Origin of the sequence: Pukyongiella litopenaei, assembly GCF_003008555.2 — a bacterium.
GTDB classification, from domain to species: domain Bacteria; phylum Pseudomonadota; class Alphaproteobacteria; order Rhodobacterales; family Rhodobacteraceae; genus Pukyongiella; species Pukyongiella litopenaei.
Genome location: NZ_CP027665.1, coordinates 1165262 through 1192091, shown reverse-complemented (window position 1 = coordinate 1192091; position 26830 = coordinate 1165262). Strand labels below are relative to the sequence as shown.

General features: G+C 65.7%; 28 protein-coding genes and 1 tRNA gene. 17 read left to right on the top strand and 12 right to left on the bottom strand.

Features of this window, described 5'->3' with window-relative positions; genetic code table 11:
- Positions 1-15 precede the first annotated feature (15 nt).
- From C6Y53_RS05945 to C6Y53_RS05935, 3 genes are all read right to left on the bottom strand, one after another.
- Positions 16-1344 (bottom strand): hypothetical protein, encoded by a 1329-nt coding sequence (locus C6Y53_RS05945; protein ID WP_106471606.1) that lies wholly within the window; start codon positions 1342-1344, stop codon positions 16-18.
- Between the two features lie 202 nt (positions 1345-1546).
- Positions 1547-2953: a type I glutamate--ammonia ligase gene (gene glnA, locus C6Y53_RS05940; protein WP_106471605.1), complete on the bottom strand. Its 1407-nt coding sequence runs from the start codon at positions 2951-2953 to the stop codon at positions 1547-1549.
- An 83-nt stretch (positions 2954-3036) separates the two neighbouring features.
- Complete coding sequence (locus C6Y53_RS05935; RefSeq protein WP_106471604.1) at positions 3037-3375, bottom strand: P-II family nitrogen regulator; 339 nt, start codon at positions 3373-3375, stop codon at positions 3037-3039.
- Between the two features lie 184 nt (positions 3376-3559).
- Here C6Y53_RS05935 and C6Y53_RS05930 point away from each other — a divergent pair, with 184 nt between their 5' ends.
- On the top strand, positions 3560-5098 hold the full coding sequence (locus C6Y53_RS05930) for an NAD(P)H-hydrate dehydratase (protein WP_106471603.1): 1539 nt from the start codon (positions 3560-3562) through the stop codon (positions 5096-5098).
- A 116-nt stretch (positions 5099-5214) separates the two neighbouring features.
- Positions 5215-5299, top strand: a tRNA-Leu gene (locus C6Y53_RS05925).
- 25 nt (positions 5300-5324) lie between these two features.
- On the opposite strand, the gene C6Y53_RS05920 is transcribed toward C6Y53_RS05925, so the two are convergent.
- Genes C6Y53_RS05920 through C6Y53_RS05910 form a run of 3 tightly spaced genes read right to left on the bottom strand, consistent with a single transcriptional unit; the run spans position 5325 to position 8674 of the window.
- On the bottom strand, positions 5325-6992 hold the full coding sequence (locus C6Y53_RS05920) for a Dyp-type peroxidase (RefSeq protein WP_106471602.1): 1668 nt from the start codon (positions 6990-6992) through the stop codon (positions 5325-5327).
- 12 nt (positions 6993-7004) lie between these two features.
- Positions 7005-8012: a hypothetical protein gene (locus tag C6Y53_RS05915; RefSeq protein ID WP_106471601.1), complete on the bottom strand. Its 1008-nt coding sequence runs from the start codon at positions 8010-8012 to the stop codon at positions 7005-7007.
- 14 nt (positions 8013-8026) lie between these two features.
- Positions 8027-8674, bottom strand: a complete 648-nt coding sequence (locus C6Y53_RS05910; protein ID WP_106471600.1) for a CYTH domain-containing protein — start codon at positions 8672-8674, stop codon at positions 8027-8029.
- 189 nt (positions 8675-8863) lie between these two features.
- Between C6Y53_RS05910 and C6Y53_RS05905 the strand changes: the two genes are divergently transcribed.
- Positions 8864-10525 carry an MFS transporter gene (locus C6Y53_RS05905; RefSeq protein ID WP_106471599.1) on the top strand — a complete coding sequence of 554 codons (1662 nt, stop codon included), beginning with the start codon at positions 8864-8866 and terminating at the stop codon, positions 10523-10525.
- A gap of 31 nt (positions 10526-10556) precedes the next feature.
- Here C6Y53_RS05905 and C6Y53_RS05900 read toward each other — a convergent pair whose 3' ends face one another.
- Genes C6Y53_RS05900 through C6Y53_RS05890 form a run of 3 tightly spaced genes read right to left on the bottom strand, consistent with a single transcriptional unit; the run spans position 10557 to position 12610 of the window.
- Entirely contained in the window at positions 10557-11171 is a 615-nt protein-coding gene (locus C6Y53_RS05900) for a class I SAM-dependent methyltransferase (protein ID WP_106471598.1), read from the bottom strand.
- 3 nt (positions 11172-11174) lie between these two features.
- A complete protein-coding gene (gene pssA / locus C6Y53_RS05895; protein WP_106471597.1) occupies positions 11175-11927 on the bottom strand; it encodes a CDP-diacylglycerol--serine O-phosphatidyltransferase in 753 nt (250 codons plus the stop codon).
- Between the two features lie 11 nt (positions 11928-11938).
- On the bottom strand, positions 11939-12610 hold the full coding sequence (locus C6Y53_RS05890; protein ID WP_211299519.1) for a phosphatidylserine decarboxylase: 672 nt from the start codon (positions 12608-12610) through the stop codon (positions 11939-11941).
- A gap of 261 nt (positions 12611-12871) precedes the next feature.
- Here C6Y53_RS05890 and C6Y53_RS05885 point away from each other — a divergent pair, with 261 nt between their 5' ends.
- Positions 12872-13174 carry an SH3 domain-containing protein gene (locus C6Y53_RS05885; protein WP_106471596.1) on the top strand — a complete coding sequence of 101 codons (303 nt, stop codon included), beginning with the start codon at positions 12872-12874 and terminating at the stop codon, positions 13172-13174.
- Between the two features lie 66 nt (positions 13175-13240).
- Here C6Y53_RS05885 and C6Y53_RS05880 read toward each other — a convergent pair whose 3' ends face one another.
- Positions 13241-13654 (bottom strand): RrF2 family transcriptional regulator, encoded by a 414-nt coding sequence (locus tag C6Y53_RS05880; protein WP_106471595.1) that lies wholly within the window; start codon positions 13652-13654, stop codon positions 13241-13243.
- A gap of 104 nt (positions 13655-13758) precedes the next feature.
- On the opposite strand from C6Y53_RS05880, the gene C6Y53_RS05875 reads away from it, so the two are divergent.
- The 13 genes from C6Y53_RS05875 to C6Y53_RS05815 all read left to right on the top strand — a co-directional run bounded on the left by C6Y53_RS05875 (position 13759) and on the right by C6Y53_RS05815 (position 25484).
- Entirely contained in the window at positions 13759-14238 is a 480-nt protein-coding gene (locus C6Y53_RS05875; protein WP_106471594.1) for a hemerythrin domain-containing protein, read from the top strand.
- A 9-nt stretch (positions 14239-14247) separates the two neighbouring features.
- Complete coding sequence (locus tag C6Y53_RS05870) at positions 14248-14793, top strand: DUF2478 domain-containing protein (protein ID WP_106471593.1); 546 nt, start codon at positions 14248-14250, stop codon at positions 14791-14793.
- A complete protein-coding gene (ubiT, locus tag C6Y53_RS05865; RefSeq protein WP_106471592.1) occupies positions 14790-15296 on the top strand; it encodes a ubiquinone anaerobic biosynthesis accessory factor UbiT in 507 nt (168 codons plus the stop codon). Before C6Y53_RS05870 ends, ubiT begins: the two co-directional genes overlap by 4 nt.
- Positions 15297-15315: 19 nt before the next feature.
- Positions 15316-16314: a ubiquinone anaerobic biosynthesis protein UbiU gene (gene ubiU / locus C6Y53_RS05860; RefSeq protein WP_106471591.1), complete on the top strand. Its 999-nt coding sequence runs from the start codon at positions 15316-15318 to the stop codon at positions 16312-16314.
- A gap of 5 nt (positions 16315-16319) precedes the next feature.
- Positions 16320-17228, top strand: coding sequence for a ubiquinone anaerobic biosynthesis protein UbiV (gene ubiV / locus C6Y53_RS05855; RefSeq protein ID WP_244614949.1), 909 nt, complete (start codon positions 16320-16322; stop codon positions 17226-17228).
- Positions 17229-17374: 146 nt separating this feature from the next.
- Entirely contained in the window at positions 17375-18085 is a 711-nt protein-coding gene (locus C6Y53_RS05850) for a Crp/Fnr family transcriptional regulator (RefSeq protein ID WP_211299469.1), read from the top strand.
- A gap of 81 nt (positions 18086-18166) precedes the next feature.
- Entirely contained in the window at positions 18167-18694 is a 528-nt protein-coding gene (locus C6Y53_RS05845; RefSeq protein WP_211299468.1) for a thiamine pyrophosphate-binding protein, read from the top strand.
- Between the two features lie 13 nt (positions 18695-18707).
- On the top strand, positions 18708-19298 hold the full coding sequence (locus tag C6Y53_RS05840) for a thiamine pyrophosphate-dependent enzyme (RefSeq protein ID WP_106471587.1): 591 nt from the start codon (positions 18708-18710) through the stop codon (positions 19296-19298).
- Complete coding sequence (locus C6Y53_RS05835; protein WP_106471586.1) at positions 19295-20911, top strand: GMC family oxidoreductase; 1617 nt, start codon at positions 19295-19297, stop codon at positions 20909-20911. The genes C6Y53_RS05840 and C6Y53_RS05835 overlap by 4 nt, the downstream gene beginning before the upstream one ends.
- 8 nt (positions 20912-20919) lie before the next feature.
- Positions 20920-22542, top strand: coding sequence for an AMP-binding protein (locus tag C6Y53_RS05830; RefSeq protein ID WP_106471585.1), 1623 nt, complete (start codon positions 20920-20922; stop codon positions 22540-22542).
- A gap of 112 nt (positions 22543-22654) precedes the next feature.
- Positions 22655-23644: a TRAP transporter substrate-binding protein gene (locus tag C6Y53_RS05825; RefSeq protein WP_211299467.1), complete on the top strand. Its 990-nt coding sequence runs from the start codon at positions 22655-22657 to the stop codon at positions 23642-23644.
- A gap of 80 nt (positions 23645-23724) precedes the next feature.
- Positions 23725-24228, top strand: coding sequence for a TRAP transporter small permease (locus C6Y53_RS05820; RefSeq protein ID WP_106471583.1), 504 nt, complete (start codon positions 23725-23727; stop codon positions 24226-24228).
- Positions 24225-25484 (top strand): TRAP transporter large permease, encoded by a 1260-nt coding sequence (locus C6Y53_RS05815; RefSeq protein ID WP_106471582.1) that lies wholly within the window; start codon positions 24225-24227, stop codon positions 25482-25484. Before C6Y53_RS05820 ends, C6Y53_RS05815 begins: the two co-directional genes overlap by 4 nt.
- A gap of 119 nt (positions 25485-25603) precedes the next feature.
- On the opposite strand, the gene C6Y53_RS05810 is transcribed toward C6Y53_RS05815, so the two are convergent.
- Both C6Y53_RS05810 and C6Y53_RS05805 read right to left on the bottom strand, forming a co-directional pair.
- Positions 25604-26005, bottom strand: a complete 402-nt coding sequence (locus C6Y53_RS05810) for a hypothetical protein (RefSeq protein ID WP_149615463.1) — start codon at positions 26003-26005, stop codon at positions 25604-25606.
- A gap of 11 nt (positions 26006-26016) precedes the next feature.
- Positions 26017-26778, bottom strand: a complete 762-nt coding sequence (locus C6Y53_RS05805; protein ID WP_106471580.1) for a DUF6478 family protein — start codon at positions 26776-26778, stop codon at positions 26017-26019.
- Positions 26779-26830 lie beyond the last annotated feature (52 nt).

The following is a 26830-nucleotide window of genomic DNA, read 5'->3' as shown; positions in this document are numbered from 1 at the left end:
GGTTCAGCCTGTCCGTCATTTCGGGTTGGGATACATCGTGACCAGCACCGTGTCGCCATTCGCGTCGATATCGTAGACGGCGGTGATGGTGCCATCGGTGAAATCGGTGTCCTGCGAGCCCTGCGGGTTCTTCGCCGACCCGATGCGCGACTTGCCCTCCAGCTTGGTCTTGTAGTCGTCGCCCAGCACATCCTTCAGCGGCAGTTCGACGCTGAAACGGGTGTCGCTGGTGCGCTTGGCCTCGGCCATTTCGTCGGTATAGGCCTGGTTGCCGCGGATCGTTTCCTCGGCGTCCACATAATCGCCGGGATCCTTGAACCGGGTGGCGTGGCGGCTGTAGCGGTGGACACCGCCATGCACGCCGTCGGTGGTGTCGCCGGTCATCGGGTCGTGGCCGCTCACGCAGCGGTCGACCAGCTGTTCGGGCGTCACGTCGCCCTCGTGGCGCTGTGGCCCGTGGCCTTCGTCCTTCAGGTCGTCCAGAAAGGCCCGGTCCAGCCTCTTTTTCATCGCCGTCAGCACCTTGAGCTGCTCGGCATCCGGCGACCCGGCCAGCGCGGCCTTCAGCGCGGTGCGCATGTCGCGCAGCTTCGGCCCGGCTTCCTTCTTGAAATCGGCCTCCTTGCCGCCGCGTTCCAGCGTCTTGACCAGCAGCCCCGCCATGCCCGCCAGCCGGGCGGGATCGTCCTTGCCCGCCAGCGCGGCATCCAGCGTGTCGGTGCTGGGGGTGCGGGCGATCTCGGTGCGCAGCTGGGTCAGGTCCTTGAGCGCCTGTTCATAGTTGCCGGCCCCTTTCGCCGTCTCATAGGCCTTGGTCAGCTTGGCCAGGACGGCGGCGTGATCCTTGGGCCCGGTCTTGAGCGCCGAGACCAGCGACGGCTGGATTTTCCTGAATGCCTTGTCCAGCTTGGCGTCGATACCATCGGCCGGGGCGGCATCGCTATCGGCGGCCGGGGTGTCGGTGGGCGTATCGGTGGCGCCTTCTTCGCCCACGGCCGTTCCTGTGCTGTCCAGCAGGGTGACATTGGCCGCGATGCCGCGTTCGCGCAGATGGGTCTTGAACAGGCGGGCCAGCGTGCCGGGCGGGTTCTCGCCCTCGGCCAGTTTCAGAGTGATGTCCTTGCCGGTGGCGCTGATCTCGCCCACCGCGCCCTTGGCGCCGCCCCCGGCCTTCTTGGCCTTGCCGCGCAACCCCTCGGGGCTTTTCTTGAGATCGGTTTCCAGGATCAGGCCGTCCTTGCCGACCAGCAGCGCGAAATTATGCGGCTTCTTGCGGATCGCGGTGAGCGCCGCGTTCAGCTCCTTGCCTTCCTTGACGAGCTCCGCCTTGGTTTTCTTGGCCATCGTCCGAGGTTCCCGTGGTCTGTCGCAGAGTGCAAAATTCGGGTTCGAAAACAACGCCAGCGTTACACCCTTTGCGGGAGCGATCAACTGTTTTGCACGGGGGTCGAACAAATGGCGGGCAGTCGCGACCACCGCCCCGGCCCCGAAAAAAACGGGCGCTCCGAAGAGCGCCCGTCGACTGCCGAACCGGATGATCCGCGCGTCAGCAGCTATAATACATGCCGAATTCGACCGGGTGCGGCGTGTGTTCGTAGGTTTCGACCTCTTCCATCTTCAGCGCGATATAGCCGTCGATCTGGTCCTTGGTGAACACGTCGCCCTGCAGCAGGAAATCGTGGTCGGCGGCCAGCGCATCCAGGGCTTCGCGCAGCGAACCGCACACGGTCGGGATGCCCTCGAGTTCTTCCGCCGGCAGGTCGTAGAGGTTCTTGTCCATCGCCTCGCCGGGGTTGATCTTGTTGCGGATGCCGTCGAGCCCGGCCATCAGCAGCGCCGCAAAGCACAGGTAGGGGTTGGCGGACGGGTCCGGGAACCGGGCTTCGACCCGCTTGGCCTTGGGGCTTTCGGTCCACGGGATCCGCACGCAGCCCGACCGGTTCCGCGCCGAATAGGCGCGCAGCACCGGGGCCTCGAAGCCGGGGATCAGGCGCTTGTAGCTGTTGGTGGACGGGTTGGTGAAGGCGTTCAGCGTCTTGGCATGCTTCAGCAGCCCGCCGATGAACCACAGGGCCTCCTGGCTGAGATCGGCATACTGGTCGCCGGCAAACAGCGGCTTGTCGTCCTTCCAGATCGACATGTTCACATGCATGCCGGTGCCGTTGTCGCCATAGATCGGCTTGGGCATGAACGTCGCCGACTTGCCATAGGCATGGGCGACATTGTGGATCACATACTTGTATTTCTGCATCTCGTCGGCCTGCTTGGTCAGGCTGCCGAAGATGAGCCCCAGTTCGTGCTGGCACGAGGCGACCTCGTGGTGGTGCTTGTCCACCTTCATGCCGAGCCGCTTCATCGTCGAGAGCATTTCCGAGCGCAGGTCCTGCGCCTCGTCCACCGGGTTCACCGGGAAATAGCCGCCCTTGACGCCGGGGCGATGGCCCATGTTGCCCATTTCGTATTCGGTGTCGGTGTTCCACGAGGCGTCGGTGGCGTCGACCTCGTAGGACACCTTGTTGATGGTGTTCGAATAGCGCACGTCGTCGAACAGGAAGAACTCGGCCTCGGGGCCGAAATAGGCCACATCGCCGATGCCCGAGGATTTCAGATAGGCCTCGGCCTTTTCCGCGGTGCCGCGCGGGTCGCGGTCATAGGGCACGCCGGTATCCGGTTCGACCACCGTGCAATGCACGCACAGCGTCTTTTCGGCATAGAACGGATCGATATAGGCGCTGTCGGTGTCGGGCATCAGTTTCATGTCCGAGGCTTCGATCGATTTCCAGCCGGCGATCGAGCTGCCGTCGAACATGAAGCCTTCTTCGATGAAATCCTCGTCCACCAGGTCGGCGACGACGGTGACATGCTGCAGCTTGCCGCGCGGATCGGTGAACCGGATGTCGACATATTCGACGTCCTCGTCCTTGATCAAATCGAGAATTGCGTCCTTGCTCATTCCCTTTTTCCTTCTCTTGGAATGGTCTGATGTCTGGGTGATGTTGCCGCCGCGATGCGGGGCGGTGTTACTGCGGGGCAGTGTTACAATGCGTCCGGGCCGGATTCGCCGGTGCGGATGCGGATGGCCTGTTCGACGGGCGACACGAAGATCTTGCCGTCGCCGATCTTGTCGGTCTTGGCCGCGTCGATGATGGCGTCGGTCGCCGCGTCGACCAGGTCGTCGTCCAGCACGACCTCGATCTTCACCTTGGGCAGGAAATCGACGACATATTCGGCGCCGCGATACAGCTCGGTATGGCCTTTCTGGCGGCCGAAGCCCTTTACCTCGATGACCGACAGGCCCTGGACGCCGATTTCCTGCAGCGCCTCCTTCACCTCGTCCAGCTTGAACGGCTTGATGATGGCTTCGACTTTTTTCATGGCTTTGCTCCCGGCAATGCTGATCGGCACATGTCCTGTGGGGCGTCAGACCACTTCCCGCCCGCGCCCTCAATCGGATAGGGTCGGACCATCGGCTGCCGCGGCGCGGAAACCATGGCTGTGCCTAAAAATTGTGCAATCAGCCGCGTGATTGGGCGGAACTGAATCGGGAAGGGGCAATGCGATGGCGGAACTTCTGAGCGCGGCGCAGATGCGGGCAATCGAGGCGGCGGCGATCGGAACCGGCACGGTCACCGGTCTGGAGCTGATGGAACGCGCCGGGCGCGGCGTCGTCGACGCGGTGCTGGCCCGCTGGCCGGCGCTGGCGGACGAACCGCGCCGCGCCGTGGTTCTGTGCGGGCCGGGCAACAATGGCGGCGACGGGTTCGTGATCGCGCGGCTGCTGGTGCAGGAGCATGGCTGGCAGGTCGACCTGTCGCTGCTGGGCGATCCCGGCCGCCTGCCGCCCGATGCCGCCGCGAACCACACCCGCTGGTGCGGGATCGGCCCCTGCCATCCGCTGACCGACCGGTCGCTGGGCACCGTCGATGCGCCGCCGGACCTGGTGTTCGACGCCTTGTTCGGCACCGGCCTGGCGCGTGGCGTCGACGGCGATGCCGGGTTCCTGCTGGGCAATCTCGAGATGCTGCGCGCCGATTTCGGTGTGCGGTGCGTGGCGGTGGATATCCCCTCGGGGCTGTGTTCCGACACCGGGCGCGACCTGGGCAATTGCCCGGCGGTCGATCTGACGGTCAGTTTCCATGCCGAAAAACGCGGTCACCGGCTGAGCGAAGGGCCGGGTTTCTGCGGCCATGTGACAGTGGCCGATATCGGGTTGCCGCATGACGGCCGCAGCCACGGGTCCGCGGCGCCTGTCTGGCTGGCCGAAGCGCCGACGGCCGAATTGCTGGCGAAATCGCCGGCGGGGCACAAATACGATCACGGTCACGCGCTGGTTATGACCGGCGGGCCCGGGCATACCGGGGCGGCCCGGCTGGCGGCGCGGGCGGCGCTGCGGGTCGGGGCGGGGCTGGTGACGCTGGCGGTGCCGCCGGAGGCGCAGGCCGAGGTTGCCGGGCAGATCACCGCACTGATGATGCTGCCGCTCAGGGACGCGGACGCGCTGACGGACCTGCTGTGGGATACGCGGCTGAACGCGCTCTGCCTCGGGCCGGGGCTGGGGCTGGATGCCCGCGCGCGGTCGCTGGTCGAAGCCGTGCTGCCGCTGCGCCGCGCCGCCGTGCTGGACGCCGATGCGCTGAGCCTGTTTCGCGGCGACCCGGCCGCGCTGTTCGATCTGCTGCACCCGGATTGCGTGCTGACGCCGCATGGCGGTGAATTCGCGCGCCTGTTCCCCGATCTGGCCGGGAAAATGGATGCGCCGGGCTATTCGCGCATCGACGCGGTGCGTGATGCGGCCCGGCGCGCCGGATGCGTGGTGCTGCTCAAGGGGCCGGACACGGTGATCGCCACGCCCGGTGGTGACTGCGCGGTTCACTCGGCTCGGTACGACCGCGCCGCGCCCTGGCTGGCAACGGCCGGGGCCGGGGACGTGCTGGCCGGGCTGATCTGCGGGCTGATCGCGCGTGGTTTGCCCGCCGCCGCCGCCGCCGAGACCGCCGCCTGGCTGCATGTGGAAACCGCGCTGGCGATCGGGCCGGGGCTGATCGCCGAGGATCTGCCCGAGGCGCTGCCCGCCGTCCTGGCCGCGATCGGCGCCTGACGCGGGGGGCTTTCGCATCGGTCCCGGCTTGCCGGCCGCATGTTCCGAATGCCCTGCGGGAACACCGACAGCCAGCTTGACCATCCACCCCCGCGCCCTGTAAACCTCCGCCCGTTGCGTGTGTGGCGGAATTGGTAGACGCACTTGGTTTAGGTCCAAGCGCCGCAAGGCGTGGGGGTTCAAGTCCCTCCACACGCACCATCAACCGACGCCCCCCGGTGGTCTTTCAGGTCGGGTCGACGACCCCCATCGCGATCAGGCGCAGGGCGGTCATTGAGGGGATGAAGAAATACTCTCCGCCCCGGCATTCAACGAAGGTCCTGAGTTTGCTCATGATATAGGGTGGTTTGCCGCTCTTTGGATCGGACGGGATGGTGTGGCGGGTATGAACCCGGTGTTCGCCCAGCATCGGGCAGGTATTGTTGCCCTGGTGGAAATCGAGCCCGTACTGAACCCATTGCTGCTGGACGAATTCGAACTGGCGGAAAAGGCTGGAGCCGATCAGCATCATGACCACCCCTTGTTCGGTCTCGTCCGAGTTGCCCGCGGGATCGGAGGCGCCATAGGGCAGGCCGCGCCGCAGGACACGCCGGCGTTTGTTGAGCGCATGCGTGGCGTCCGGGTTGGGATAGGGCTTTCCGGCCTCGTCCACGCCGCCCCGGTTCAGCGGATCGAGGTAATCCCGCGTGTTCATCCGGCGGATATGGGCACCCCCCGGTACCTTGAACCCCGGCATGTCATCGGCATAGCGGAAATCGGACGCGGCGGGCGAGCGCAGATAGGCTGCCTGGTTCTTCAGCGCCGTTGCCGGGTCCGGATCGTCGAACCCGTTTTCCGCGCGAAAGGCCCGCCAGTCCGGGTAGGTGGGCCGGATCGCAAGCGGCGTGCCGTCCGACCAGCGCCCGCACATCTTTGCCCGCAGCGTTTCGCGGGCTTCGTCCTCGGGAACATCCATCACGCGGGCGTATCGCCGCGCCTCTTCGGTCACCACCGCGTCGAAGCTGGCGACATTTTCGTGCAGCTTCCGGTAGGCCATGAAGGTCCCGTTATGCGAAAACTCGGGCGGCATCGCCGCGGGCGGCAATTCCTGGCTCTCGTCGGGGTGGCCGAGGATGAATTCGCCCGTCGCGATCGGCGTCCACGAGCCGCCTTCGCGCTTGCCGCGCCCGATGACGCGGTCGGGCATCTCGGACGCCCGGTACTGGCCGTCGAACACCGGATCGCCGATGCCATCGGCAAATCCGAAATGCTCTCTGGGCGTTGGCAGGACCACGTCTCCGAACCGGTCGAAAACCGCGTTCGCGTCCTGGTAATCCGCCGCGCCGTCGCGCCCGATCCCCGCCAGCAGCCGCACCCCCGAATTCGACGCCGCGCAGAGACCGCGCAGCCAGTCCGTGCGCCGGTCCAGTTCGTCGACCGGATCGGCCGAGCCGGGGGTCTTAAGCTGGGCATTCAGCGAAACCCAGATATGGACATCGTCAATACCGTTGGCGCCGGGGGTCCGGTTCCGTCGCCAGATCGGATCCCAATGCGCATCCCAATCGGGATCGTCCTCGGCGACCTTGGTGGTATCCCGGTCCCCCAACACGAAGGCGCGGTCCTTCATGCCCTCGGCAAATTCGTGCGGCATGCCCTTGAGCGTGCGCGCGGGCACGCCCAACTGCCACAGGCCGAAGAAGCTGAACCCGATATTGACGGTGCAGGCGGGCTTGTCCGCCTGGTCGGGCCAGCGCGCGCCGGTGGTGACATGGCGGCGCACCGCATCCACGAACCTGCGGCCCTCGTCGGGTTTCGTGATGTTGAAAAAGAAATAGCGGGCAAACGGGAACGAGTAGCGGCCATATGCGCGGACCACATTGCCCTGGATGTCATGGAGGTTGAGCGTGCGTGCCATTCCCGGCCCCTCTCACCCGTTGCGGACCGGAATGACGCCGGGAGGCTGCGTCGGGTCCAGCCGGTCGCCGGGTCTGTGCTGTTCCAGGAACGCCCCGAACGCCGCATGAAGATCATCGGGCGAGGCGCCCTGCGCCTCTACCGCGAAATCGGAAAATTTCTGCTGGAGATATAGCGCCTTGAGAACGGAAGGCAGGTCGTCATACCGGCCCGGCGGCAGCGGTTTCTCGCCGTTTTTCAGGCTGTAGCGGATGGCCGCGAACCCGGCGATCCCGGTTACCGCAAGGCCCAGGAGGAAGGCGAGGAACGTGTCGATGCCGAGGACCGGCATCTGCAGGACACCGAACACTCGCATCAGCAACGCGGCGGCGGCGAAAACGAACGGCAGCGCGACCGCCGCAAGCAGCCATTTCAGCGGCAGTTCGTTGAATTCGGGCAGCGCCAGGTAATAGTCGTGGAACGGCATCGTCGTTTCCACATGGCAGCGGTCGAGATAGTCGGCAAATGCCTGTGCTGTCTCGATGCCGTCGAAGCCTTCGCAGTTGCTGTAGATCTCGCGCAGTTCCGGTTCCATCGTTTCCCACAACCTGCGCGCATAGGCATCGCGAACTCGCCGCCGCTGCGCCGGTGTCAGGGTCTCGGGCAGGGGTGCCCCGTCTTCCTCGACCGCGTCGATATCGGCGCAGAACACGAGATACGACGTGTTCAGCCGATCGACGGGCCTGGACAGCGCGGGATCGTCCCCGGCGATCGAGGCCGCAAGCGCGTTCTTTCCGATGCGGCCGTTATAGACGACGTCGTTCAGCACGAACATGCGGGCGAAATGGGTCCGGCGATTGCGGGCAAAGGGGCTGTTGACGCCGATCTTTTCGGTCGCGGGCGATTGCAGCGCCGATGGCATCCGCGCCAGCGCAATGCGGACCGCCTGCGTGTATGACCCGTGCTTGTGCTTGTCCGTGGCGCTGTCGCGGATGGGGGCGAGCGTTGTCAGGAAATAGTGGCCGCTGTCGAGGTCGGGCATGGCGATGGTCCCTCTCAGGCCGACGAACCGGCGACATAGGCGCCGCGATTGAGGTCCGCGCGTTCGGTGCTGAGGCTCGCGACCGGGCCAAACCCCGTATCGCCAAAGCCAAGCTGCACCTCTCCCAGAGCGGCCCGGTAGGTTTCGGCAAAGGCCTCGGGGCTCTGTGTCCTGTGCGCCTCCTCCAGTTGCAGCAGCACGTCATACATCCTCAGCGACGTCTTGATGTCGCGCTGCGCGGAACCGGGTGTTGCGTTGAAATAGTAATCGGTGCCGATCTGGTTGTGGGTGATGTAGGTCTTGAACGGGGTGATCGGGATCGACAGCGGGTATTTCGTGGCGGAGAACCAGAACAGGTTCAGGCCGTTGGGAATGCCGTCCGAGAAGGCATCGATATACTGATCCCATGTGCCGTTGAAATTCGAACAGAACAGCATGTAGTCGTTGCTGATCGTTTCCTTTCCCTGGCCGAGATCCGGCCAGTCCCGGGGCCTGATGATGACCCAGCGGGCAAAGTGGATGAGCGACAGCCCCAGCAGGCCCGACAGCCGGTCCGGCATGCCCCGCGCCGCCATGAACAGCAGCCTGTTGAGCCATGTGATCCTGGGATTGCTCGGGGTCACCACGTTCATGGCATAGGCTTTGCCGGCAATGTTCGTCATCAAAACCCCCTGCAGGAATGAAACACGGGATATCCGACAGTTACCACGTTCGGTTGTGTCTGTTAACGATGAACATCTCCTGGCGGGAGGTTCGGGCGCTCGATGGCCCCGCGTGGGAGAGGGGGGATCGTCAGGGGTATCGACAGACGGTCGCCCGTGGCCCAATCATGGTGCCGCAGGAGAAACAGGATGCCCAACTCGGTTCCCACGCTGGCGGTCTTTCGCAACCGCACGTTCCGGATGCTCTGGATTGCCACGCTGGCCTCGAATTTCGGCGGGCTGGTGCAATCCGTCGGCGCCGCCTGGATGATGACCTCGCTGACCGCGTCTCACAGCATGGTGGCGCTGGTGCAATCCTCGGTGACCTTGCCGATCATGATCTTTTCGCTGGCGGCCGGTGTCTTTGCCGACAATTTCGACCGCCGCAAGATCATGCTCTGGGCGCAGGGGTTCATGTGCGTGGTTTCGGTGGTGCTGGCATTTCTCGCCTTCGAGAACCTGCTGACCCCGTGGCTGCTGCTGACCTTCACCTTTCTCATCGGTTGCGGCACCGCGATGCATATCCCGTCCTGGCAGGCGTCGGTCGGCGATATCGTCACGCGCGAGGAACTGTCGGCGGCGGTGTCGGTGAACAGCATGGGGTTCAACATGATGCGCAGCGTCGGCCCGGCGGCGGGCGGGGCCATCGTGGCGCTGGCCGGGGCGGCGGCGGCCTTTGCCGTCAACGCGCTGAGCTATGTCGCCATCATCGCCGCGCTGCTGGGCTGGCGGCCGGCGCTGGCGCCGCGCCGCCTGCCGCGCGAGCCCTTCGGCAGCGCCTTTGCCGCGGGGCTGCGCTATGTCGCGCTGTCGCCCAACCTGGTCCGGACCATCGCGCGCGGTTTCGTCTTCGGGCTGTCCGCCGTGGTGATCCTGGCGCTGCTGCCGCTGGTTGTGCGCGACCACCTGGCCGGCGATGCCCTGGTCTATGGCGCCCTGCTGGGCTGTTTCGGCTTCGGCGCGGTGTTCGGTGCGCTCGCCAACGGGTGGTTGCGCGACCGCTATCGCAATGAAACCATCGTCCGCCTCGGGTTTTCCGGGTTCGCGGTCACCTGCGTGGTGCTCGCGCTCAGCGACATCGCCATGTTCAACGCGCTGGCATTGCTCCTGGCGGGGTTCTGTTGGGTGATCTCGATGTCGCTGTTCAATGTCACCATGCAGCTTTCGACACCGCGCTGGGTGGTGGGCCGGGTGCTGGCGCTGTATCAGACCGGGGTGTTCGGCGGCATGGCCGGGGGCAGCTGGCTCTGGGGCGCGATCGCCGAAAGCGCCGGTCTGGGCAGCGCGCTGCTGATTGCCGGGGCGCTGCTGCTGTGCGGCGCGCTGGTCGGCCTGATCGCGCCTTTGCCCGATTCGAGCGATCTGAACCTTGATCCCCTGAACCGTTTCAGCGAACCGCCTCTGCAACTCGATATCACGCCGCGCAGCGGGCCGATCATGATCATGATCGACTACCGGATCGACCAGGGCGACGTGCCGCGGTTCCTCGACCTGATGAACCAGCACCGCCGCGTGCGGATACGCGACGGGGCGCAGCAATGGGCGCTGCTGCGCGACCTGGAAGATCCCGACCTGTGGACGGAATCCTATCATGTCCCGACATGGGTCGAATACATCCGCCACCACGAGCGGCGTACACAGGCCGATTTCGGCGTGTTCGAGGAAATCAGCAAGCTGCACAAGGGCACGCGGCCGCTGCGGGTGCACCGGCTGATCGAACGGCAGACGGTATCGCCCCGCGACAACATCCCCCGCCGCCCCGGCCGCGCGGCTGAGCCCCCGGTGGAAAATCCGGACGAAACCGGCCGCTGAGCATCGGGGCCGGTTGGCGATCCCGGGCCGCTCAGGACTTGGCGAGAACCAGCAGCGTCATGATGCCCATCGGCGGCAGGCTCCGGGTCTTTTCGATGGACAGCCGGTTGTCCTGCAACACCCGCTCCATGGCGAAATCGGAATGCCAGCCCAGCAGGTTGGGCATGCGCGCCGCGAGTTTCTCGATCGCCGCCAGCACGCCGGTGTCGCGTTCGAAATGGCTGGTGATGACCACCTTTCCGCCCGGCTTGCAGACACGGGCGATCTCGGACATCACCCGTTCGGGCTCGGGCACCACGGACATGACATGCATCGCCGCGACGCTGTCAAAGTGGTTGTCCGGGAAATCAAGGCGCCGGGCATCCATCTGGCGCAGCTCGACGACATGGTCCAGGCCCTTCCGTTCGGCCCGTGCGCGGGCCTTGCCCAGCATGTCCTCGCTGTAGTCGATGCCCGTGACCCTCAGATGCGGGTCGTAGAGGTCCAGTGCCAGCCCGGTGCCGACGCCCACCTCGAGCACGCTGCCGGATCGCTGGTTGATCAGGCCCACGGCCATGCGCCGCCCGGATCGTGTCAGGGCGCCGAATGTCTGGTCATAGACCGGGGCCCATCTGGCATAGGCGGTCCCTACCGCTTCGATCTCCACGGGTCAGCTCTCCTGTTTTCTGCGCCGCCGGTCGTGAACCAGCGTGATGATGACGACAGCCACATAGGCAATACAGACAGCGACAAGTGACACCCATGTGAATATGAGCAGGGCCGCGCCGAGAAGGGCGAAGCCGACGAAGAAGAACCGGACCTTTTCGCGTGCGATCTTCTGGGCCTTGAACGACCATGTCGGGATCTTGCTGATCATCAGCGCGCCGATGACGACCATGTGAATGCAGATGACGGCGGCGGGCAGGATCCGCTGGTCGCTGACGGCAAAGGACACATAGAGCGGCAACATCACCAGCAGCGCGCCGGCGGGCGCCGGAACCCCGGTGAAGAACCGGTTGTCGCCCGGCGCGGTTTCCGATTGGCTGGCGACGTTGAACCGGGCCAGCCGGAGCACCGTGCAGATGGCAAAGACCAGGACCGCGAGCCAGCCGATATTGGGCACCGACTGGAGCCCCCAGAAATACAGCACCAGCGGCGGCGCGACCCCGAAATTCAGGAAATCGGCCAGCGAATCGAGCTCGGCGCCGACCTTGCTCTGGCTGTCCAGCGCCCGGGCCAGCCGCCCGTCCAGCCCGTCGAGCACGGCCGCGGCCAGGATCAGCTGCACGGCCAGGACGTAATTGCCCTGAACGCCGAACCGGATGGCGGACACCCCGGCGCAGACCGCCATGATCGTCAGCAGGTTGGGCAGGAGTTGGGTGACCGAAAGCTCGGACGGGGGGGCGCCGGTGGGACCAGCCATGCGGGGTTCGCCTATTCTTCCAGTGGTGTGAGGTCTGCCAGCACGGTTTCACCGGCAACCATGGTCTGCCCGACGCGCACCAGCGGCGCGGTGCCGCGGGGCAGGTAGACATCGAGGCGCGAGCCGAAGCGGATCAGGCCGAACCGGTCCCCGGCGGCCATGCGGGCGCCCGGCTCGACAAAGCAGACGATGCGCCGGGCGACCAGCCCCGCGATCTGCACCACCGCCAGTTCGCGGCCGTCATCGCGGCGGATGCGCAGGCTATTGCGCTCGTTCTCGGCGCTGGCCTTGTCAAGCGAGGCGTTGAAGAACTTGCCCGGATGATAAGCGATCCCGGTGATCTCTCCGCTGACGGGCACCCGGTTCACATGGCAGTTGAACACGCTCATGAAGACGCTCACGCGGGTCAGCGGTTCGTCCGGCATGCCCAGTTCGGTCGGGGGAACCGCCGGTTCGATGATCGACACGATCCCGTCGGCCGGGCTGAGGATCAGGCCGTCACGGTCCGGCGGCACGCGCTCGGGGTCGCGGAAGAAGTAATAGCACCATATGGTCAGGCCCAGCCCGACCAGCCCGAGGAAATCCGAGACCAGCCACAGGACCACCGTGATCGCGGCGAAGATGGCCACGAAGCGGATGCCCTCGGGGTGCATGGGCTTGATGAATGTGGATGTCATCGGAATGCTCATGTCCGGTCGTCCTGTCGTTTCGCGTTCCAGCCCCGCTGCGGCTCTTTGAAACAGGTTCCGTGCGACGGCATCTTTGACAGGTGCCATACAAGATAGATTGCCGGGTGATAAGCTTCTATCGACGGTTTTCCTCGCGGAAACCCATCGTCACGAACCGGCCGCGGCCTTTCCGGAACACTGCCCGGTCATGTAGCCGTTCCTTTCGTCCGTTCCGGGCGCTAGACAGATATCCGAGGCAGGAAACAGGAGAGAGCGATGTTCAGAACCGTCCTGATCGCGCTGGCAATCGGCAGTCTGGCATCGGTGCCGGGCGTCCAGTCCGCAGCCGCCGCCGGGCGCGACCGCTACGAGGTCCATGGCGTCGAGGGGGACGACATGCTGAAGATGCGCTCGGGTCCGGGAACCGGCTACAACATCATCGTCGGGCTTCCCAACGGCACTGTGGTGCGTGTGCGCAGCTGCCAGCAGACGGGCAGCACCCGCTGGTGCAAGGTCGCGCTGGATCGGGCGCCCGGACTCAAGGGCTATGTGTCCTGGGCCTATCTGCGCGAGATGTGAACCGGCGGCGCGGCTGTCCTGTGCCCAGCGCCGCCCTGCGTTTGCCGGGATGGCCCGGCCGGCCCGCTACGGGTCAAACGGGTGATAGACGCAATCCGCCAGCGAACTTCGGTTGAGATCGGCGATGAAGGCGGCCTCGGCATCGGCCAGCCGCGCCTTGAGACGGCAGCGGGGCGTCAGGGTGCAGGCCACGCCGCCGGGCAGGAAACACTCGACCAGCGCCTGGTCCGCCTCGAGACAGGCAATGACATCGCCCAGCCGGATCTCCTCGGGCCGCCGGGCGAGCATGGCACCGCCACCGCCGCCGCGACGGGTGTTCAGGTAACCGGCGGCGGCCAGGGACGAGATCACCTTGGCCAGGTGATTGCGTGACACGCGGAACTCGCTGGCCAGCTCCGCCGTGGTGAACGGCTGGTCGGGGCTGCCCGCCATCCGCATCAGAACCCGCAACCCGAAATCGGTGAAGGAGGTGAGGCGCAAAAGGTGATTCCCTGATTTGGTATTTACAATGCGCATTACACGGGTGTAACGCGTAACTCAAATACCAATTGCTCTGAAAGCCCCCCAATACCGGAAGCTTTGCCATGACAGCCACCACCGCCGGAGCCCCCGCTGAGACGGGCGACCTGATCGACCACATCCTGTCGCGCTATCACCAGACCCACCGCCGCGAACTGCCGGGCCTGATCGAGCTCGCCGAACGGGTGGGCATGGTCCATGCGCAGGATCCGCAGGTCCCCGGGCAACTGGCGCAGACCCTGGCCGCGCTCGGCCGCGAGATGGAAGACCACATGGCCAAGGAAGAGATGATCCTGTTTCCGGCCATGCGTGCCGGGGGCGGGCCGGGCATCGGGCATCCGATCGCGGTCATGCGCGCCGACCATGACGACCATTCCGGGGATATCGAAAAGATCCGCGAAATGACCGGCAACCTGACGCCCCCCGATCACGCCTGCGGGTCCTGGCGCGCGCTCTATGCCGGAACCGGCAAGTTTCTCGATGACCTGGCCGCGCACATCGCGCTGGAAAACGACGTGCTGTTCCCGCGCTTCGAACAGGGCTGAGGGATCGCCATGCACCTTGCGACCGTTTCGGCACAGGAACGCGGGCTGACCGATCGGCTGCTGACGACTGTCGTGGCGCGGTTGGGCCGCGACGGGTTCAGGGTTCTGGGCGCGCTGCGGGCCACCGGGCAGGATGGCGCGGACGCGCATTGCAGCAGCGACCTGTTGTTGTTGCCGGACGGGCCGGTGATGCGGATCACGCAGGACCTGGGGACGGGTTCAAACGCCTGCCGCATGGATGCGGGCGCGCTCGAGGACAGTGTCGGCATCGCCACGTCGCGGCTGACGTCCGGGGGCGCCGACCTGATCGTGCTGAACAAGTTCGGCCTGAGCGAGGCCGAGGGGCGCGGGTTCCGGTCGCTGATGGCCGAGGCGCTCGCGCAGGATATTCCGGTCCTGACCGGATTGACCGACACCCACCGCCACGCCTTCGAGCGTTTCGCCGACGGGCTGGACACATCGCTGCCGCCCGACGAGGAAGCCATCCTGGACTGGTGCCGCGCGGCCCTCGGAACCGGACCCGCCATGCGCGCAAATCGAAAGCCCCGATCATGAATTCAAGCCACGACACACTCCCCCGCGCCGCCATTCCGGGCGCCTCCGTCATCGCACGCCTGTCCTGCATGGTGGTGCAGCCGGTCCTGTCCCGGGTGGTGCGGCGGATCGCGGAACGGCACCCGTCGCTCTTTGCGCGGCTCGGGCCGCATCAGGGAACCGATTTCGTGATCGACCCGGTGGAACTGCCCTTTGCCCTGCACCTGCGGCCAGACCCCGAGGCGCTGGTGTTCCGGGCCGTCCCGCGCGACGCGCTGCCTGCCGCCGGCGCCACGATCCGGGGCAAGTTCATGCTGCTTCTGGAACTGGTCGATTCCGAAGAGGACGGTGACGCCGCGTTCTTTTCCCGCGATCTCGATGTCACCGGCGACACCGAGGCGGTGGTGCGGCTGCGCAACGCGCTCGACGATGTCGATGGATCCATCGCCGAGGAAACCGCCGAGATGTTCGGCCCTCCCGGCCGGGCGATCCTGGCCCGGCTGCGCCGCGCCTACCCAACGTGAAGAAAGGATTTCCCGCACCATGAGCCTTGCCGAACTGATCTGCCCGGCCGGCACGCCCGCCGCCCTGCGCACCGCCGTAGATGCCGGCGCCGATGCGGTCTATTGCGGTTTCCAGGATGCCACCAACGCCCGCAATTTTCCCGGGCTGAACTTTACCCCCGACGAACTGGCCGCGTCAGTCGCCTATGCCCATGACAAGGGGGCCAAGGTGCTGCTGGCGCTGAACACCTACCCGCCCGCGGGCAAGGTCGACCTGTGGCGGCAGGCCGCCGATACCGGCGCGCGGCTCGGGGTGGATGCCTTCATCGTCGCGGATATGGGCGTGGCCGATTACATCGCGCGCACCCATCCGCAGGTGCGGCTGCACCTGTCGGTTCAGGCCGCCGCCTCCAGCCCCGAGGCGATCCGCTATTACTGCGAGAATTTCGGTGTCAAGCGCGTCGTGCTGCCACGCATCCTGACGATCCCCGAGATCCGCGAAATCCGCAAGGAAATCCCCTGCGAGATCGAAACCTTCATCTTCGGCAACCACGGGCTGATGGTCGAGGGCCGGTGCAGCCTGACCAATTACCTCACCGGGCAATCGACCAACATGGACGGGGTGTGTTCGCCCGCCTCCGACGTGGAATACAGGCGCCACGACGACGGGTCGATGTCCTCGCAACTGGCCGGTTTCACCATCGACTGTTTCGGGTCCGACGAAAAGGCCGGCTATCCGACCATCTGCAAGGGGCGCTATACCGCGCCACACCGCACCGAGGGCTATTATGCCTTCGAGGAACCGATCAGCCTGAACCTGTCGCGGCTGCTGCCGGAGCTGATCGCCGCCGGGGTGCATGCGTTCAAGATCGAGGGACGCCAGCGCTCCAAGAGCTATGTGCGCGGCGTAGTGTCGGCCTTTCGGCAGGCAGTGGACGACATCCGCGCGGGCCGCGAGGCAAACATCGCCGACCTGGTCGCCCTGACCGAGGGGCAGAAACAGACACAGGGCGCGTTCGAGACAAAGAAATGGCGGTAAGCGACATGACGAAACTGACCCTTGGCCCCATCGCCTATCACTGGTCCGCCGAGGCGCGGCGGGATTTCTACGCCCGCATCGCCGACGAAGCCCCGGTCGACGAGGTCTATCTCGGCGAGGTGATCTGCTCGAAACGCGCGCCGTTTCACGAGGCCGACCTGCCCGCGACGATCGAACGGCTGGAACGGGCCGGCAAGACGGTGATCCTGTCGTCGCTGGCCGAGGTGATGCTGAAACGCGAACGCAAGGCGACCGCCGACCTGGCCGCCATGGACGCCCCCGAGATCGAGATAAACAACGCCGCGGGCCTCTATGCGCGGGGCGAGCGCCCGCACCGCATCGGCCCGTTCATGAACGCCTATAACGAGGCGACCATCGCCTGGATGGCGGGCCGGGGTGCGACCCATGTCTGCCTGCCGGCCGAGTTGCCCGCCCCGGCGATCGCCACCGCCGCCGCGGCGGCGCGTGATCTCGGGCTGGGGGTCGAGGTGCAGGTGTTCGGCCGGGCCTCGCTGGCGGTGTCGGCGCGATGCTATCATGCGCGGGCCCATGGCCGCACCAAGGACAATTGCCTGTTCGTCTGCGAGGAGGATGCCGACGGCATGCCGCTGCGCACCACCGACGACCGCCCGATCCTGCGCGTCAACGGCATCCAGACCCAGTCGGAGAGCTATGTTGACCTGATGGGCGAAACCGGCCGGATGATCGTGGACGGGGTCACCCATCTGCGGCTGATGCCGCAGGCGGTCGACATGGTGGCGGTTGCCACGACGTATCGGGATGTTCTGGACGGCACCCGGAGCCCGGCCGAGGCGGACCCGTTGTTGCGCGAGATCTGCAACGGGGTTTCGTTCTCGAACGGGTTCTATCACGGCCAGGCCGGATATCGACGCATCGCCGCCGCCGCCGGCTGACAGCCACGAGACCCGCGACCGCCGATCTCAGGCGGTCGATGCCCGCCCGCCATGTGGCGGTTGCGATAGTCTGTGCCAACAGGCCGGCGATCTGGTATTCCCGGTGTCACGTCGGTTGGGGGCCGACACATGCGGGGGGCGTGGCGATGACATGGACGGCCGAGCAGATTGCCGATCTCTTCAGTATCCGCGATGGCAGGGGGGCGGGGATTACCCGCGAAACCGCTGAAATCCTGCGGGCGAACGGGCATATCCGGCGGGCAACGAAATCCCAGCTGATCACGCGCCGCGGCGATCCCGAGCCGCATCTTTGCCTGATCCTGCAGGGCAAGATCCGCCTGACCGCCTTTACCATCGAAGGCACCGAGATCCTGACGACCTTCCTGGGGCGGGGCGAATCATGGGGGGTTCATCCCTGCATGGGCGGCTATAGCGAAACCATGGACGGGGTGGTCGAATCGCCCACCGCCGAGACCCTGATGGTCCGGGGCTCCGTGCTCAAGGAACTGGTCTGGGAACGCCGCGACCTGATGGAGGTCATACTCATGATCCTGTGTGACCGGCTCAACCTGGCGACACAGGTCCTTGAACAGCATGGAACCTGGACGGCACGCGAACGCCTGGTGTGGCGGCTGCTGTCGCTCGCCAAGGCCGGTTCAGATCAGCCACTGTCCGGGGGAAGGCGGGAACTGGCGATTTCGCAGGAAAGCCTCGCCGGGCTGGTGCGCCTGTCGCGCCAACGCACCAACAAGCTGTTGAAACTGCTCGAAGCCGAGGGTGCCATTTCGCTGAAATATGGCAGGATCACGCTGGAAAGCCCCGAATTGCTGGAACAGGAACTGAAATTCACGCATTGATTGTCACCTCTTTGACAGAGTGGCGCCCGCCGTCCTGACAGTTTGCCGCAACGCACAAACGTCAGGAGGAGGGACGCTTTAGTGGCGATCACAGACCATTCCGTTTCCGCATCAGCGGTTGCAGAAATCCTAGCCGAAAAGAAGATCAACGCGGTCACGACCGTGCCGGATCTGGTGCAGCTGGCGCTGCATGACCGGCTGCAGGGGGATCCCGCGATCACCTATCTGCAATGCTCGGCGGAAAACCAGGCGCTGACCTGCGCGATGGGCATGTATGTCGGCGGGCTGGAGCCTGTCGTGATGATGCAGAACCAGGGCCTGTTCAACTGTCTCAATACCTTGCGGTCTGTCGGCATCGACGCCCGGATCCCGCTGGTGATCCTGGTCGGCGCCTTTGGGCGCGAGCATGACAATCTGGGCCAGCCGCTATCGGACAGCAGCCGGGTCATGGTCAACCGGACCCGGCCGGTGATCGACGCGCTCGGCCTTCCGTTTCATCACATCGAGACGGCCGCCGACCTGCCGCGGATAGGCCGGGCCATCGACGCGGCGCGGGCCGGCAAATGCGCCGTCGTGGTCCATTTCGGCCATTACCTTGCCTGGAACTGAGGAGGAGCCCGGAATGGATACCTATCAGGCCGCGGCGATCATCCACCGCCACCGCGGGGATGCGCTGGTCACCAACACGATGTCGGCCATGTTCGCCATCACCGCGGTATCGCCGAGCCCGCTGAACCTCGCCTCGGTTCCGCTGATGGGCGGGGCATCCGGGCTGGGGCTCGGGCTCGCGATGGCGCAGCCGGACCGCCATGTCCTGGTGCTGGACGGCGATGCCAGCCTGCTGATGGAACTGGGCACGCTGGCGCAGATCAGCGATGTCGCGCCGCCGCGCTTCGTGCATTTCGTGTTCAACAACGCCGTGCAGTTCAACGGCCTGGCCAATGTGGATCGGCCGGGGCGGAACCTCGATTTCCGCGCGCTGGCGCAGGCCGCCGGCTATGCCTCGGCGCAGAGGATCGACACGCCCGAGGCGCTCGACGCGCTCCTGCCGCGCCTGCTGGACGCGCCGGGGCCGCATTTCGTCGAACTGGTGATCGAGGCGCCGCACAAATTCACCAAGGCATCGCCGCAACCGGAAATCCCCGACCTGCAATTCGCACGGATGGGGGCCGAGGCGCAGGCGATGATGGAAGCTCTGGAGACTACGCGATGAATACGGAATTCGACTATGTCGTCGTCGGCGCCGGCTCGGCCGGCTGCGTTCTGGCCAACCGCCTGTCCGAGAACGGCAGGCACAGTGTCCTGCTGGTCGAGGCCGGCGGGAAAGACAAGAGCATGTGGGTCCACATGCCGCTGGGGATCGGCAAGATCTGGCAGGATCCCCGGATTTCCTGGCAATACTGGACCAACCCCGAAGCCTCGCTGACCGGGCAAAAGGTGTTCTGGCCCCGCGGCGCCGTGCTGGGCGGGTCGTCGTCGATCAACGGCATGATCTTCGTGCGGGGCGAGCCCCGTCGCTATGACGAATGGGCCGAGGCGGGCAACAAGGGCTGGGCGTGGGAGGATCTCTATCCCTATTTCAGGGGGTTAGAGGACGCGCCCGCCGATACGCAGGATCCCACCCGCGGGCGGGGCGGGCCGATGGCCTGTTCCTATGGCGTCTATCGCGATCCGATCAGCCACGGCTTCATCGACGCGGCGCAGGGGGTCGGCATACCCTTCAACCCCGATTACAACGGCGAAAGGGCAGATGGCGTCGGCTGGTTGCAGTTCACGATCAGGAACGGCAAGCGCCATTCGACGGCCAAGGGCTATCTCTACCCGGTTGCGGGCCGGCCCAACCTGACCGTGCTGACCCAGGCGCCCTGCGACAAGGTGCTGTTCGAAGGCAGGCGTGCGACCGGCATTCGCATCCGCCACGCCGGGGCGACGCATGACATCAGAGCCCGCCGCGAGGTCATCCTGTCGGCGGGGCCGATCATCAGCCCCAAGATCCTCGAACTGTCCGGCATCGGCCAGTCCGACCTGCTGCGGCGGCACGGGATCGAGGTGCTGCACAACCTGCCCGGCGTCGGCGAGAACCTGACCGATCACCTGCACACGCGGTTCAACTACAAGGTCAACAAGCCGGTCACGCTGAACGATGTTCTCAACAGCAAGCTGCGCGGCATCCGGGCCGGGATCCGGTATTTCACCACCGGCAAGGGTCTGCTGGCGACATCGACCGTGACCGCCCATGCGATGACGCGTTCGCACGCCGCCGCGCCCTATGCCGACCTGAAGCTGCAGATCGCGATGTATTCCGCCAGGGACCGCTACCTGTCCGAGACCGGCAAGCCGACCGACCCGTTCTCGGGGATCGGGCTGGGGCAGTTCCACATCTATCCCGAAAGCCGTGGCGCGGTGCATGTCACCTCGGCCGACCCGACCGCCGATCCCGAGATGAACGCCAATTACCTGTCGGCGCAGGGCGATGCGGAAACGGCCCTGAAGGGCATGCGCAAGCTGCGCGAGATCGCGAGGCATCCGGCGATGGCGCAGCATATCATCGAGGAAAGCGATCCGGGATTTGATATCGACAGCGATGACGAGATCATCGACTTCATGCGGCGCACCGGGCAGACATCCTGGCACCCGGTTTCGTCCTGCCGCATGGGTTCGGGGCCGCTGGACGTGGTCGATGACCGCCTGCGCGTGCACGGCCTGGACGGGCTGCGGGTGATCGATTCGTCGATCTTCCCGACCATGCCGGCGACCAACACCAACATTCCCACCATCGCCACCGCCGAGAAAGGCGCCGCGATGGTGCTGGAAGACGCGATCTAGGGGGGACCATGGAACGTATCTGGCAAAAGAACTACGGCACGATCCCGGCCGAGATCGAAACCTCGGGAACGGTGGTCGACCTGCTGGCCGGGGCGGTCGGGACATGGGGCGACAAGCCGGCCTTTCACTGCCTGCACACCGATCTGACCTTTGCCGAGGTAGACCGGCTGTCGCGCGATATCGCCGCGTGGCTGCAGACCGAAACCGGGCTGGCCAGGGGCGACCGCGTCGCCGTCATGATGCCGAACCTGCTGGCGCATCCGGTCATCAGCTTTGGCATCATCCGCGCCGGGGGCGTGCAGGTGAATGTCAATCCGCTCTATACGCCGCGCGAACTGGCGCATCAGCTCAACGATGCCGGCGTCGAGACCATCGTCATCTTCAACCAGGTGACGCCGACCCTGGCGGCGGTGCTGGAACGGACCGGGATCCGGACGATCGTCACCACCGGGCTGTTCGACCTGTGCGATCTCCAGGCTCCGAACCCGCCGGTTCATCCGGACGTTGCCGCCCGCGCGCATCCGCTGCCGCAGGTGCTGATGGCCGGGCGGGACATGGTCTTCAGCCGACCCGATATCACGCCGGACGACCTGATTTTCCTGCAATATACCGGCGGCACCACCGGGCTGTCCAAGGGCGCGATGCTGAGCCACGGCAACCTGATGTCGAACATCGCCAGCTTCGAGGCCTGGGTCGCCGACGTGACCTGTCCGGGACACGAAGTGGTGGTCACCGCATTGCCGCTCTACCACATCTTTGCGCTGACGGTGAATTTCCTGTGCTATTTCAAGCTGGGCGCCCATAACGTGCTGATCCCCAACCCGCGCGACCTGCCGTCGCTGGTCCAGGAATGGAAGAAATGGCGCGTGACCGCGTTCACCGGGGTCAACACGCTCTATAACGGCCTGGTCAACACGCCCGGTTTCGAAGACTGCGACTTTTCCGGGCTGACCGTTGCGTTCGGCGGCGGATCGGCAACGCAGCGTTCGGTTTCGGACCGCTGGAAGCAACTGACCGGCCTGCATGTCACCGAGGGCTACGGGCTGTCCGAAACCTCGCCCATCGTCGCGGCGAACCTGCTGAATGCGCCCAGCTTTACCGGCACTGTCGGTGTCGCCTTCCCGTCGACCGACATCAGGATCCTGGGCGAAGACGACCGGGATCTGGGGATCGGCGAACCCGGCGAGATATGCGTCAGGGGGCCCCAGGTGATGACGGGCTATTGGGGGCGCGAGGCCGAGCGGGATGCCTATTTCACGCCGGACGGCTATTTCCGCACCGGCGACATCGCCACGATGGACGAGGACGGCTATGTCCGCATCGTCGATCGCAAGAAGGACATGGTCCTCGTCTCGGGGTTCAACGTCTTTCCCAACGAGATCGAAGACGTTCTGGCGGGCATGGATACGCTGCTGGAAAGCGCCTGTATCGGTGTGCCGGACGACAAGACGGGCGAGGCGGTCAAGGTGTTCTGCGTGAAGAAGGAACCCACCGTCACCGCAGACGACGTGATTGCCTTCTGCCGGCAGCAGATGACGGCCTACAAGGTGCCTCGCCATGTCGAGTTCGTCGCGGAACTGCCGAAATCGACCGTGGGCAAGATCCTTCGGCGCGAATTGCGCAGCGCCTGATCCGCTGCGTCAGGTTGTCACGAGATTGTCAAATACGAGACAGTATGCGGCCCGCCGGGGCCGTAAACACAACGGCGAGAGAGAGCGCAGAGTTTTGCGGGAGGAGACACGCATGAACAGGAAGAACTGGGTTTCGGCCCTTGCAATCGGGGTGACGTTCGCGGCGTCGGCCGCCGCGGCCACCACGCTGAAGGTCGCCGCGATCACGCCGGAGGGCTCGGTCTGGAGCCAGCAGGCCGTCGATTTCATGAACAAGGTCAGGGAAACCGGCGCGGATATCGAATTCGAGTTTTTCCCGAACGGTCAGCTCGGCAACCAGCCCGATACGCTGAAGGGCATGCTGTCGGGCCGGGTCGATATCTGGATCGGCGCGATGCCGTTTCTCGCCGCGGTCACGCCCGAGGTCACGCTCTTTACGATGCCCTATGCGTTCGACAGCATCGACGAGGTCAAATGCGTCGTGCCCAGGATGAAGGCTCCGACGGCGGAACTGGCCGGCAACAAATACAAGCTGCTGGCCGTGGCACCGGTCGGCGTCCAGGACATCGCGGCCGCCGAACCGATCCAGAGCCCCGCGGACCTGGCCGGCCAGAAGGTCCGCGTTGCCCCGCTGCCCTCGACGATGGCCTTTTTCGGCTCGGTCGGCGCCACCGCGCAACCGCTGCCCGGCGCGGAAACCGCATCGGCGCTGCAGACCGGGCTGGTCGAGGCGGTGGACCTGGCGCCGGCCTTTCTCGTGGTGACCGGATCCCACCAGATCGCCAGGTATCACACGCCGACCAACCACAATTACAACGTCGGCGCCTATGCGATTTCGATGCGCACCTGGGCAAAGCTGGACGATGCGCAGAAGGCGGCGTTGATCAAGGTCGGCGACGAGATGGATTTCGCGCAGCAGGTGGATGACCTGGTTGCCTTTGACCGGCAGATGCTGGCCAAGGGCGCCGCGGACGGGATGGAAACCGTGACCCTGAGCGCCGAGGACAACGACGCCTGGCGGCAGGCGGGGCTTGCCGTTTGGGACAAGGTGCTGGCCGACATGCCGGGCGACATCTCGGCGTTCCGGGCGACGTTCGACGCCGCCAAGAGCGACTGCAAATAACCTGAAAACAACGCGATGAACGGCCGGTGGCTGTGGCGTCACGCCACCGGCCCGGTCGTTCGGGGGGAGGACGATTGGCCATGAAGACCGTCGCCAGCTCTGCGCTGGCCATGCTTTTGAATTTCGAACGGGCGTTGGCGTTCTGCACCTTTGCGGTGATGCTCGCCGCGCTGATCGCGGATGTCGTCGGCCGCGAGCTGTTCGGGCAGGGGGTGTTCGGCTCGGTTCGGGTCGCGGTCTACGCGCTGATCCTGTGTGCGCTGGCGGGTTTCGGCATCGCGACCGGGACCGGCGGGCACCTGCGCCCCCGGTTCCTGGACGGCGTGCTGGCCGGACCGGTCGAAACCGCGGGGATCCGCGCCGGCCAGGTGGTTTCGGTGCTGATCCTGCTGATGCTGGCCAAGGCATCCTGGGATGTCGCGAGCTTTTCGCGCGAGATCGGTGATCGCGACGTGACCCTCGGCTGGCTGGTCTGGCCGATGCAGGTGTCGATGCCCATCGCCTTCAGCCTCTCGGCGCTGCGCCACATGGCCTATGCCGTCTGGCCCGACCTGTCGCCCATCGAATCGGAGAGCATCGAATGAGCGGCCTTCTTCTTCTCGGCCTTTCGGTCCTGTTTTTGGCCCTCCGGGTCAACCTGATCCTGATCCTGATCTTCGTCGCGGGCTATTCCTACTATGTCTGGGGCGGTGGCGAGCTTGAATATTTCGCCGCCGATCTCTGGTCGGCGATGGACCGGGAACTGGTGCTTGCGGTGCCGCTGTTCATCCTCGTCGGTTCGGTGATGAGCCGGGGCAGCATCGCGGCACGGCTGGTTGCCGTCATGGTCGCGCTGACCCGCCCGATCCCCGGCGGGCTGGCCGTGGCCGCGATCCTCAGCTGCGCCGTGTTTTCCGCGATCTCGGGCGCCAGCATCGTGACCATGCTGGCCATCGGCACGATCCTGTATCCCGCGATGCTGGAAAACGGCTATACTAAGAGCTTTTCCATCGGCGCGCTCGCGGCCGGCGGCACGCTGGGCATCGTGATCCCGCCGTCGATTCCGATGATCATCTACGGCATCATCACCGAAAGCCCGATTGCCGACCTGTTCAAGGCGGGGATCGGACCGGGCCTTTTGCTGACGGGCGTCTTTTCGCTCTACGCGGTCTTCGTCAACCGCAGGATGGCGATCAGCCGCCTGTCGCTGGCAGAGCTCCGGGGGGCGCTGGTCCACGGTCTCCCCGCCTTGCTGATGCCGGTCATCCTGCTGGGCGGGATCTACTCGGGCTATTTCTCGCCGACAGAATCCGCCGCCGTCGCCCTGCTCTATGCGTTGCTGATCGAATCGGTGCTGCTCAGGGAATTGCGGTTCCGGGACTATTTCGACATCACCGTCGACGCGGCCAAGATGGTCGGCACGCTGTTCCCGCTGATCGCCATCGCCGCCAGCATCAACCTGCTGATCACCGAACACCGGATCCCTCACCACATCGTCGAGTTCATGGCCCAGCATATCGAGAGCCAGACCAGTTTCCTGCTGCTGACGAACCTGCTGCTGCTGGTGATGGGCTGTTTCATGGACACGCTTTCGGCGATCACCGTGGCGGCACCGCTGCTGAAACCGATTGCCGAGGCCTATGGGGTCAATTCGACCCATCTCGGCATCATCATGATCCTGAACCTGGAAATCGGTATCCTGACACCGCCGCTGGGCCTGAACCTCATCGTGGCGATGACGGCCTTCCGCGAGAAGTTCTCGACCGTTTGCTGGGCGGCCCTGCCATTCGTCGTCCTGATGCTGATCTGCCTGCTGGTGATCACCTTCCAGCCCTGGGTCGCGATGTATCTGGTCGGCTAGGGAAAACCGACGGCACGTGCGGGAGGAGGCCGGTCGGGACGGGCAGGGCGGATTGGGGGTATCCGCCCTGCCCGGTGGTTCGGATCGCGCGCCCGCGCATCGCGAAACGACGCCGCGCGTCAGCCCCGGTCGTCCCCGGTGGCTTCGCGGCAATGGTGGCGGAACGCGCGTTTCAGAAGGTCAAGCTCGGCCCGGAGCAGCGACACCTCGCCGCGAAGATCGTCGGGCAGCGACTGACCGGCGACGAGGTGGTATTCCCCGATCAGCGCATCCGCGGCCATGTCCGCGATCTGCAGCACGATCATGCCATCCGCCAGCAGCCCGTTCGGCAAGGGAAGCTCCAGCCGCCACCGGCCCGGTTCGTCGCCCGGTTCGATCCGCATATCGTCCAGCACCTGCCCGGACAGGGTGGCCCGTAGGTCCGGCGCCGGCTGGTCCGCGGCGGTAGTCAGCAGCCCGATCCAGCCCCCGTCGGTCAGGCGCAGGTTGGTCAGGGTCGCGGCTTGGGTCCGTGGCTTCATCGTCATGACCTTCAGAACTGGGATCGGCGCAGGCGAACCAGACGCAGGTCGCGCAGCGCGAATGCGTTCATGGCGGGGGCCTCGACAAAGAGATCGATCCACGCGTTGCCAAGGCGCGAGACGTCGAGATCGGCATAGGCCAGGTCGAACCCGGCGCTGAGCAGCCCCGCGCGCGATGTCATCTGGTGCAGGATCTGTTCGGTGTTCGGCCCGTTCCGGATGTTCAGCCGGGCATGGACAGCGGTTTCCCGCTCGGACTGGCCGTCCACCTCAATGCCGATGACATGGGATTTCGACAGGCCGCGCAGCGCATCGTCGGGCAGTTCGATCACCAGCGACAGGAACGACCCGGTGAACTCGAAGACCTCGAGCGTCAGCCCGAAGGGCGCGAGATCGGCGGTGCCGGTGTTGCGGTGCTGGCGCAGGCTCACCTCGCCCCGCGGGCAGTCGTGATGCAGCGCGATCCCCGGTGACAGGTCCGACCGTTTGCCGGTCGCCACCAGGCCCGGAGAATGCAATGGATCGCGCCAGGGGCCGGGACGCCAGGTCCAGTCGGCGCCTTTCGGGCTCGGGAAACGGGACGAGCCGATCTCGGGCCCGGCCAGGCGGGTCTCGGCGACGCCGAGGAAACGGTCCAGCACGTCGCGCAGCCTGCGGGCCCGGTCGCGCTGGTGGCGCAGATCACGCTGGGACAGGTCGGCGGCACCGGCTGCGGCACGGTTCCAGTGCCGCAGCACGCGGTCGCCCACCAGCGTTTCCAGTATCCTGCCCATCGCGCTCCCTGTCCTGGCAGGCGGGCCGGGCGGGCGGCGGGTAAGACCGGCC

What these genes read in the sequence shown, in the direction of transcription:
- C6Y53_RS05945 (WP_106471606.1), bottom strand. Translation starts at nt 1,344, where the DNA reads ATGGCCAAGAAAACCAAGGCGGAGCTCGTCAAGGAAGGCAAGGAGCTG.
- C6Y53_RS05815 (WP_106471582.1), top strand. Translation starts at nt 24,225, where the DNA reads ATGAGCGGCCTTCTTCTTCTCGGCCTTTCGGTCCTGTTTTTGGCCCTC.
- C6Y53_RS05825 (WP_211299467.1), top strand. Translation starts at nt 22,655, where the DNA reads ATGAACAGGAAGAACTGGGTTTCGGCCCTTGCAATCGGGGTGACGTTC.
- C6Y53_RS05905 (WP_106471599.1), top strand. Translation starts at nt 8,864, where the DNA reads ATGCCCAACTCGGTTCCCACGCTGGCGGTCTTTCGCAACCGCACGTTC.
- ubiU (WP_106471591.1), top strand. Translation starts at nt 15,316, where the DNA reads ATGAGCCTTGCCGAACTGATCTGCCCGGCCGGCACGCCCGCCGCCCTG.
- C6Y53_RS05870 (WP_106471593.1), top strand. Translation starts at nt 14,248, where the DNA reads ATGCACCTTGCGACCGTTTCGGCACAGGAACGCGGGCTGACCGATCGG.
- C6Y53_RS05885 (WP_106471596.1), top strand. Translation starts at nt 12,872, where the DNA reads ATGTTCAGAACCGTCCTGATCGCGCTGGCAATCGGCAGTCTGGCATCG.
- ubiT (WP_106471592.1), top strand. Translation starts at nt 14,790, where the DNA reads ATGAATTCAAGCCACGACACACTCCCCCGCGCCGCCATTCCGGGCGCC.
- C6Y53_RS05850 (WP_211299469.1), top strand. Translation starts at nt 17,375, where the DNA reads ATGACATGGACGGCCGAGCAGATTGCCGATCTCTTCAGTATCCGCGAT.
- C6Y53_RS05835 (WP_106471586.1), top strand. Translation starts at nt 19,295, where the DNA reads ATGAATACGGAATTCGACTATGTCGTCGTCGGCGCCGGCTCGGCCGGC.
- ubiV (WP_244614949.1), top strand. Translation starts at nt 16,320, where the DNA reads ATGACGAAACTGACCCTTGGCCCCATCGCCTATCACTGGTCCGCCGAG.
- C6Y53_RS05810 (WP_149615463.1), bottom strand. Translation starts at nt 26,005, where the DNA reads ATGAAGCCACGGACCCAAGCCGCGACCCTGACCAACCTGCGCCTGACC.
- C6Y53_RS05915 (WP_106471601.1), bottom strand. Translation starts at nt 8,012, where the DNA reads ATGCCCGACCTCGACAGCGGCCACTATTTCCTGACAACGCTCGCCCCC.
- C6Y53_RS05820 (WP_106471583.1), top strand. Translation starts at nt 23,725, where the DNA reads ATGAAGACCGTCGCCAGCTCTGCGCTGGCCATGCTTTTGAATTTCGAA.
- glnA (WP_106471605.1), bottom strand. Translation starts at nt 2,953, where the DNA reads ATGAGCAAGGACGCAATTCTCGATTTGATCAAGGACGAGGACGTCGAA.
- pssA (WP_106471597.1), bottom strand. Translation starts at nt 11,927, where the DNA reads ATGGCTGGTCCCACCGGCGCCCCCCCGTCCGAGCTTTCGGTCACCCAA.
- C6Y53_RS05920 (WP_106471602.1), bottom strand. Translation starts at nt 6,992, where the DNA reads ATGGCACGCACGCTCAACCTCCATGACATCCAGGGCAATGTGGTCCGC.
- C6Y53_RS05840 (WP_106471587.1), top strand. Translation starts at nt 18,708, where the DNA reads ATGGATACCTATCAGGCCGCGGCGATCATCCACCGCCACCGCGGGGAT.
- C6Y53_RS05930 (WP_106471603.1), top strand. Translation starts at nt 3,560, where the DNA reads ATGGCGGAACTTCTGAGCGCGGCGCAGATGCGGGCAATCGAGGCGGCG.
- C6Y53_RS05830 (WP_106471585.1), top strand. Translation starts at nt 20,920, where the DNA reads ATGGAACGTATCTGGCAAAAGAACTACGGCACGATCCCGGCCGAGATC.
- C6Y53_RS05805 (WP_106471580.1), bottom strand. Translation starts at nt 26,778, where the DNA reads ATGGGCAGGATACTGGAAACGCTGGTGGGCGACCGCGTGCTGCGGCAC.
- C6Y53_RS05935 (WP_106471604.1), bottom strand. Translation starts at nt 3,375, where the DNA reads ATGAAAAAAGTCGAAGCCATCATCAAGCCGTTCAAGCTGGACGAGGTG.
- C6Y53_RS05910 (WP_106471600.1), bottom strand. Translation starts at nt 8,674, where the DNA reads ATGACGAACATTGCCGGCAAAGCCTATGCCATGAACGTGGTGACCCCG.
- C6Y53_RS05875 (WP_106471594.1), top strand. Translation starts at nt 13,759, where the DNA reads ATGACAGCCACCACCGCCGGAGCCCCCGCTGAGACGGGCGACCTGATC.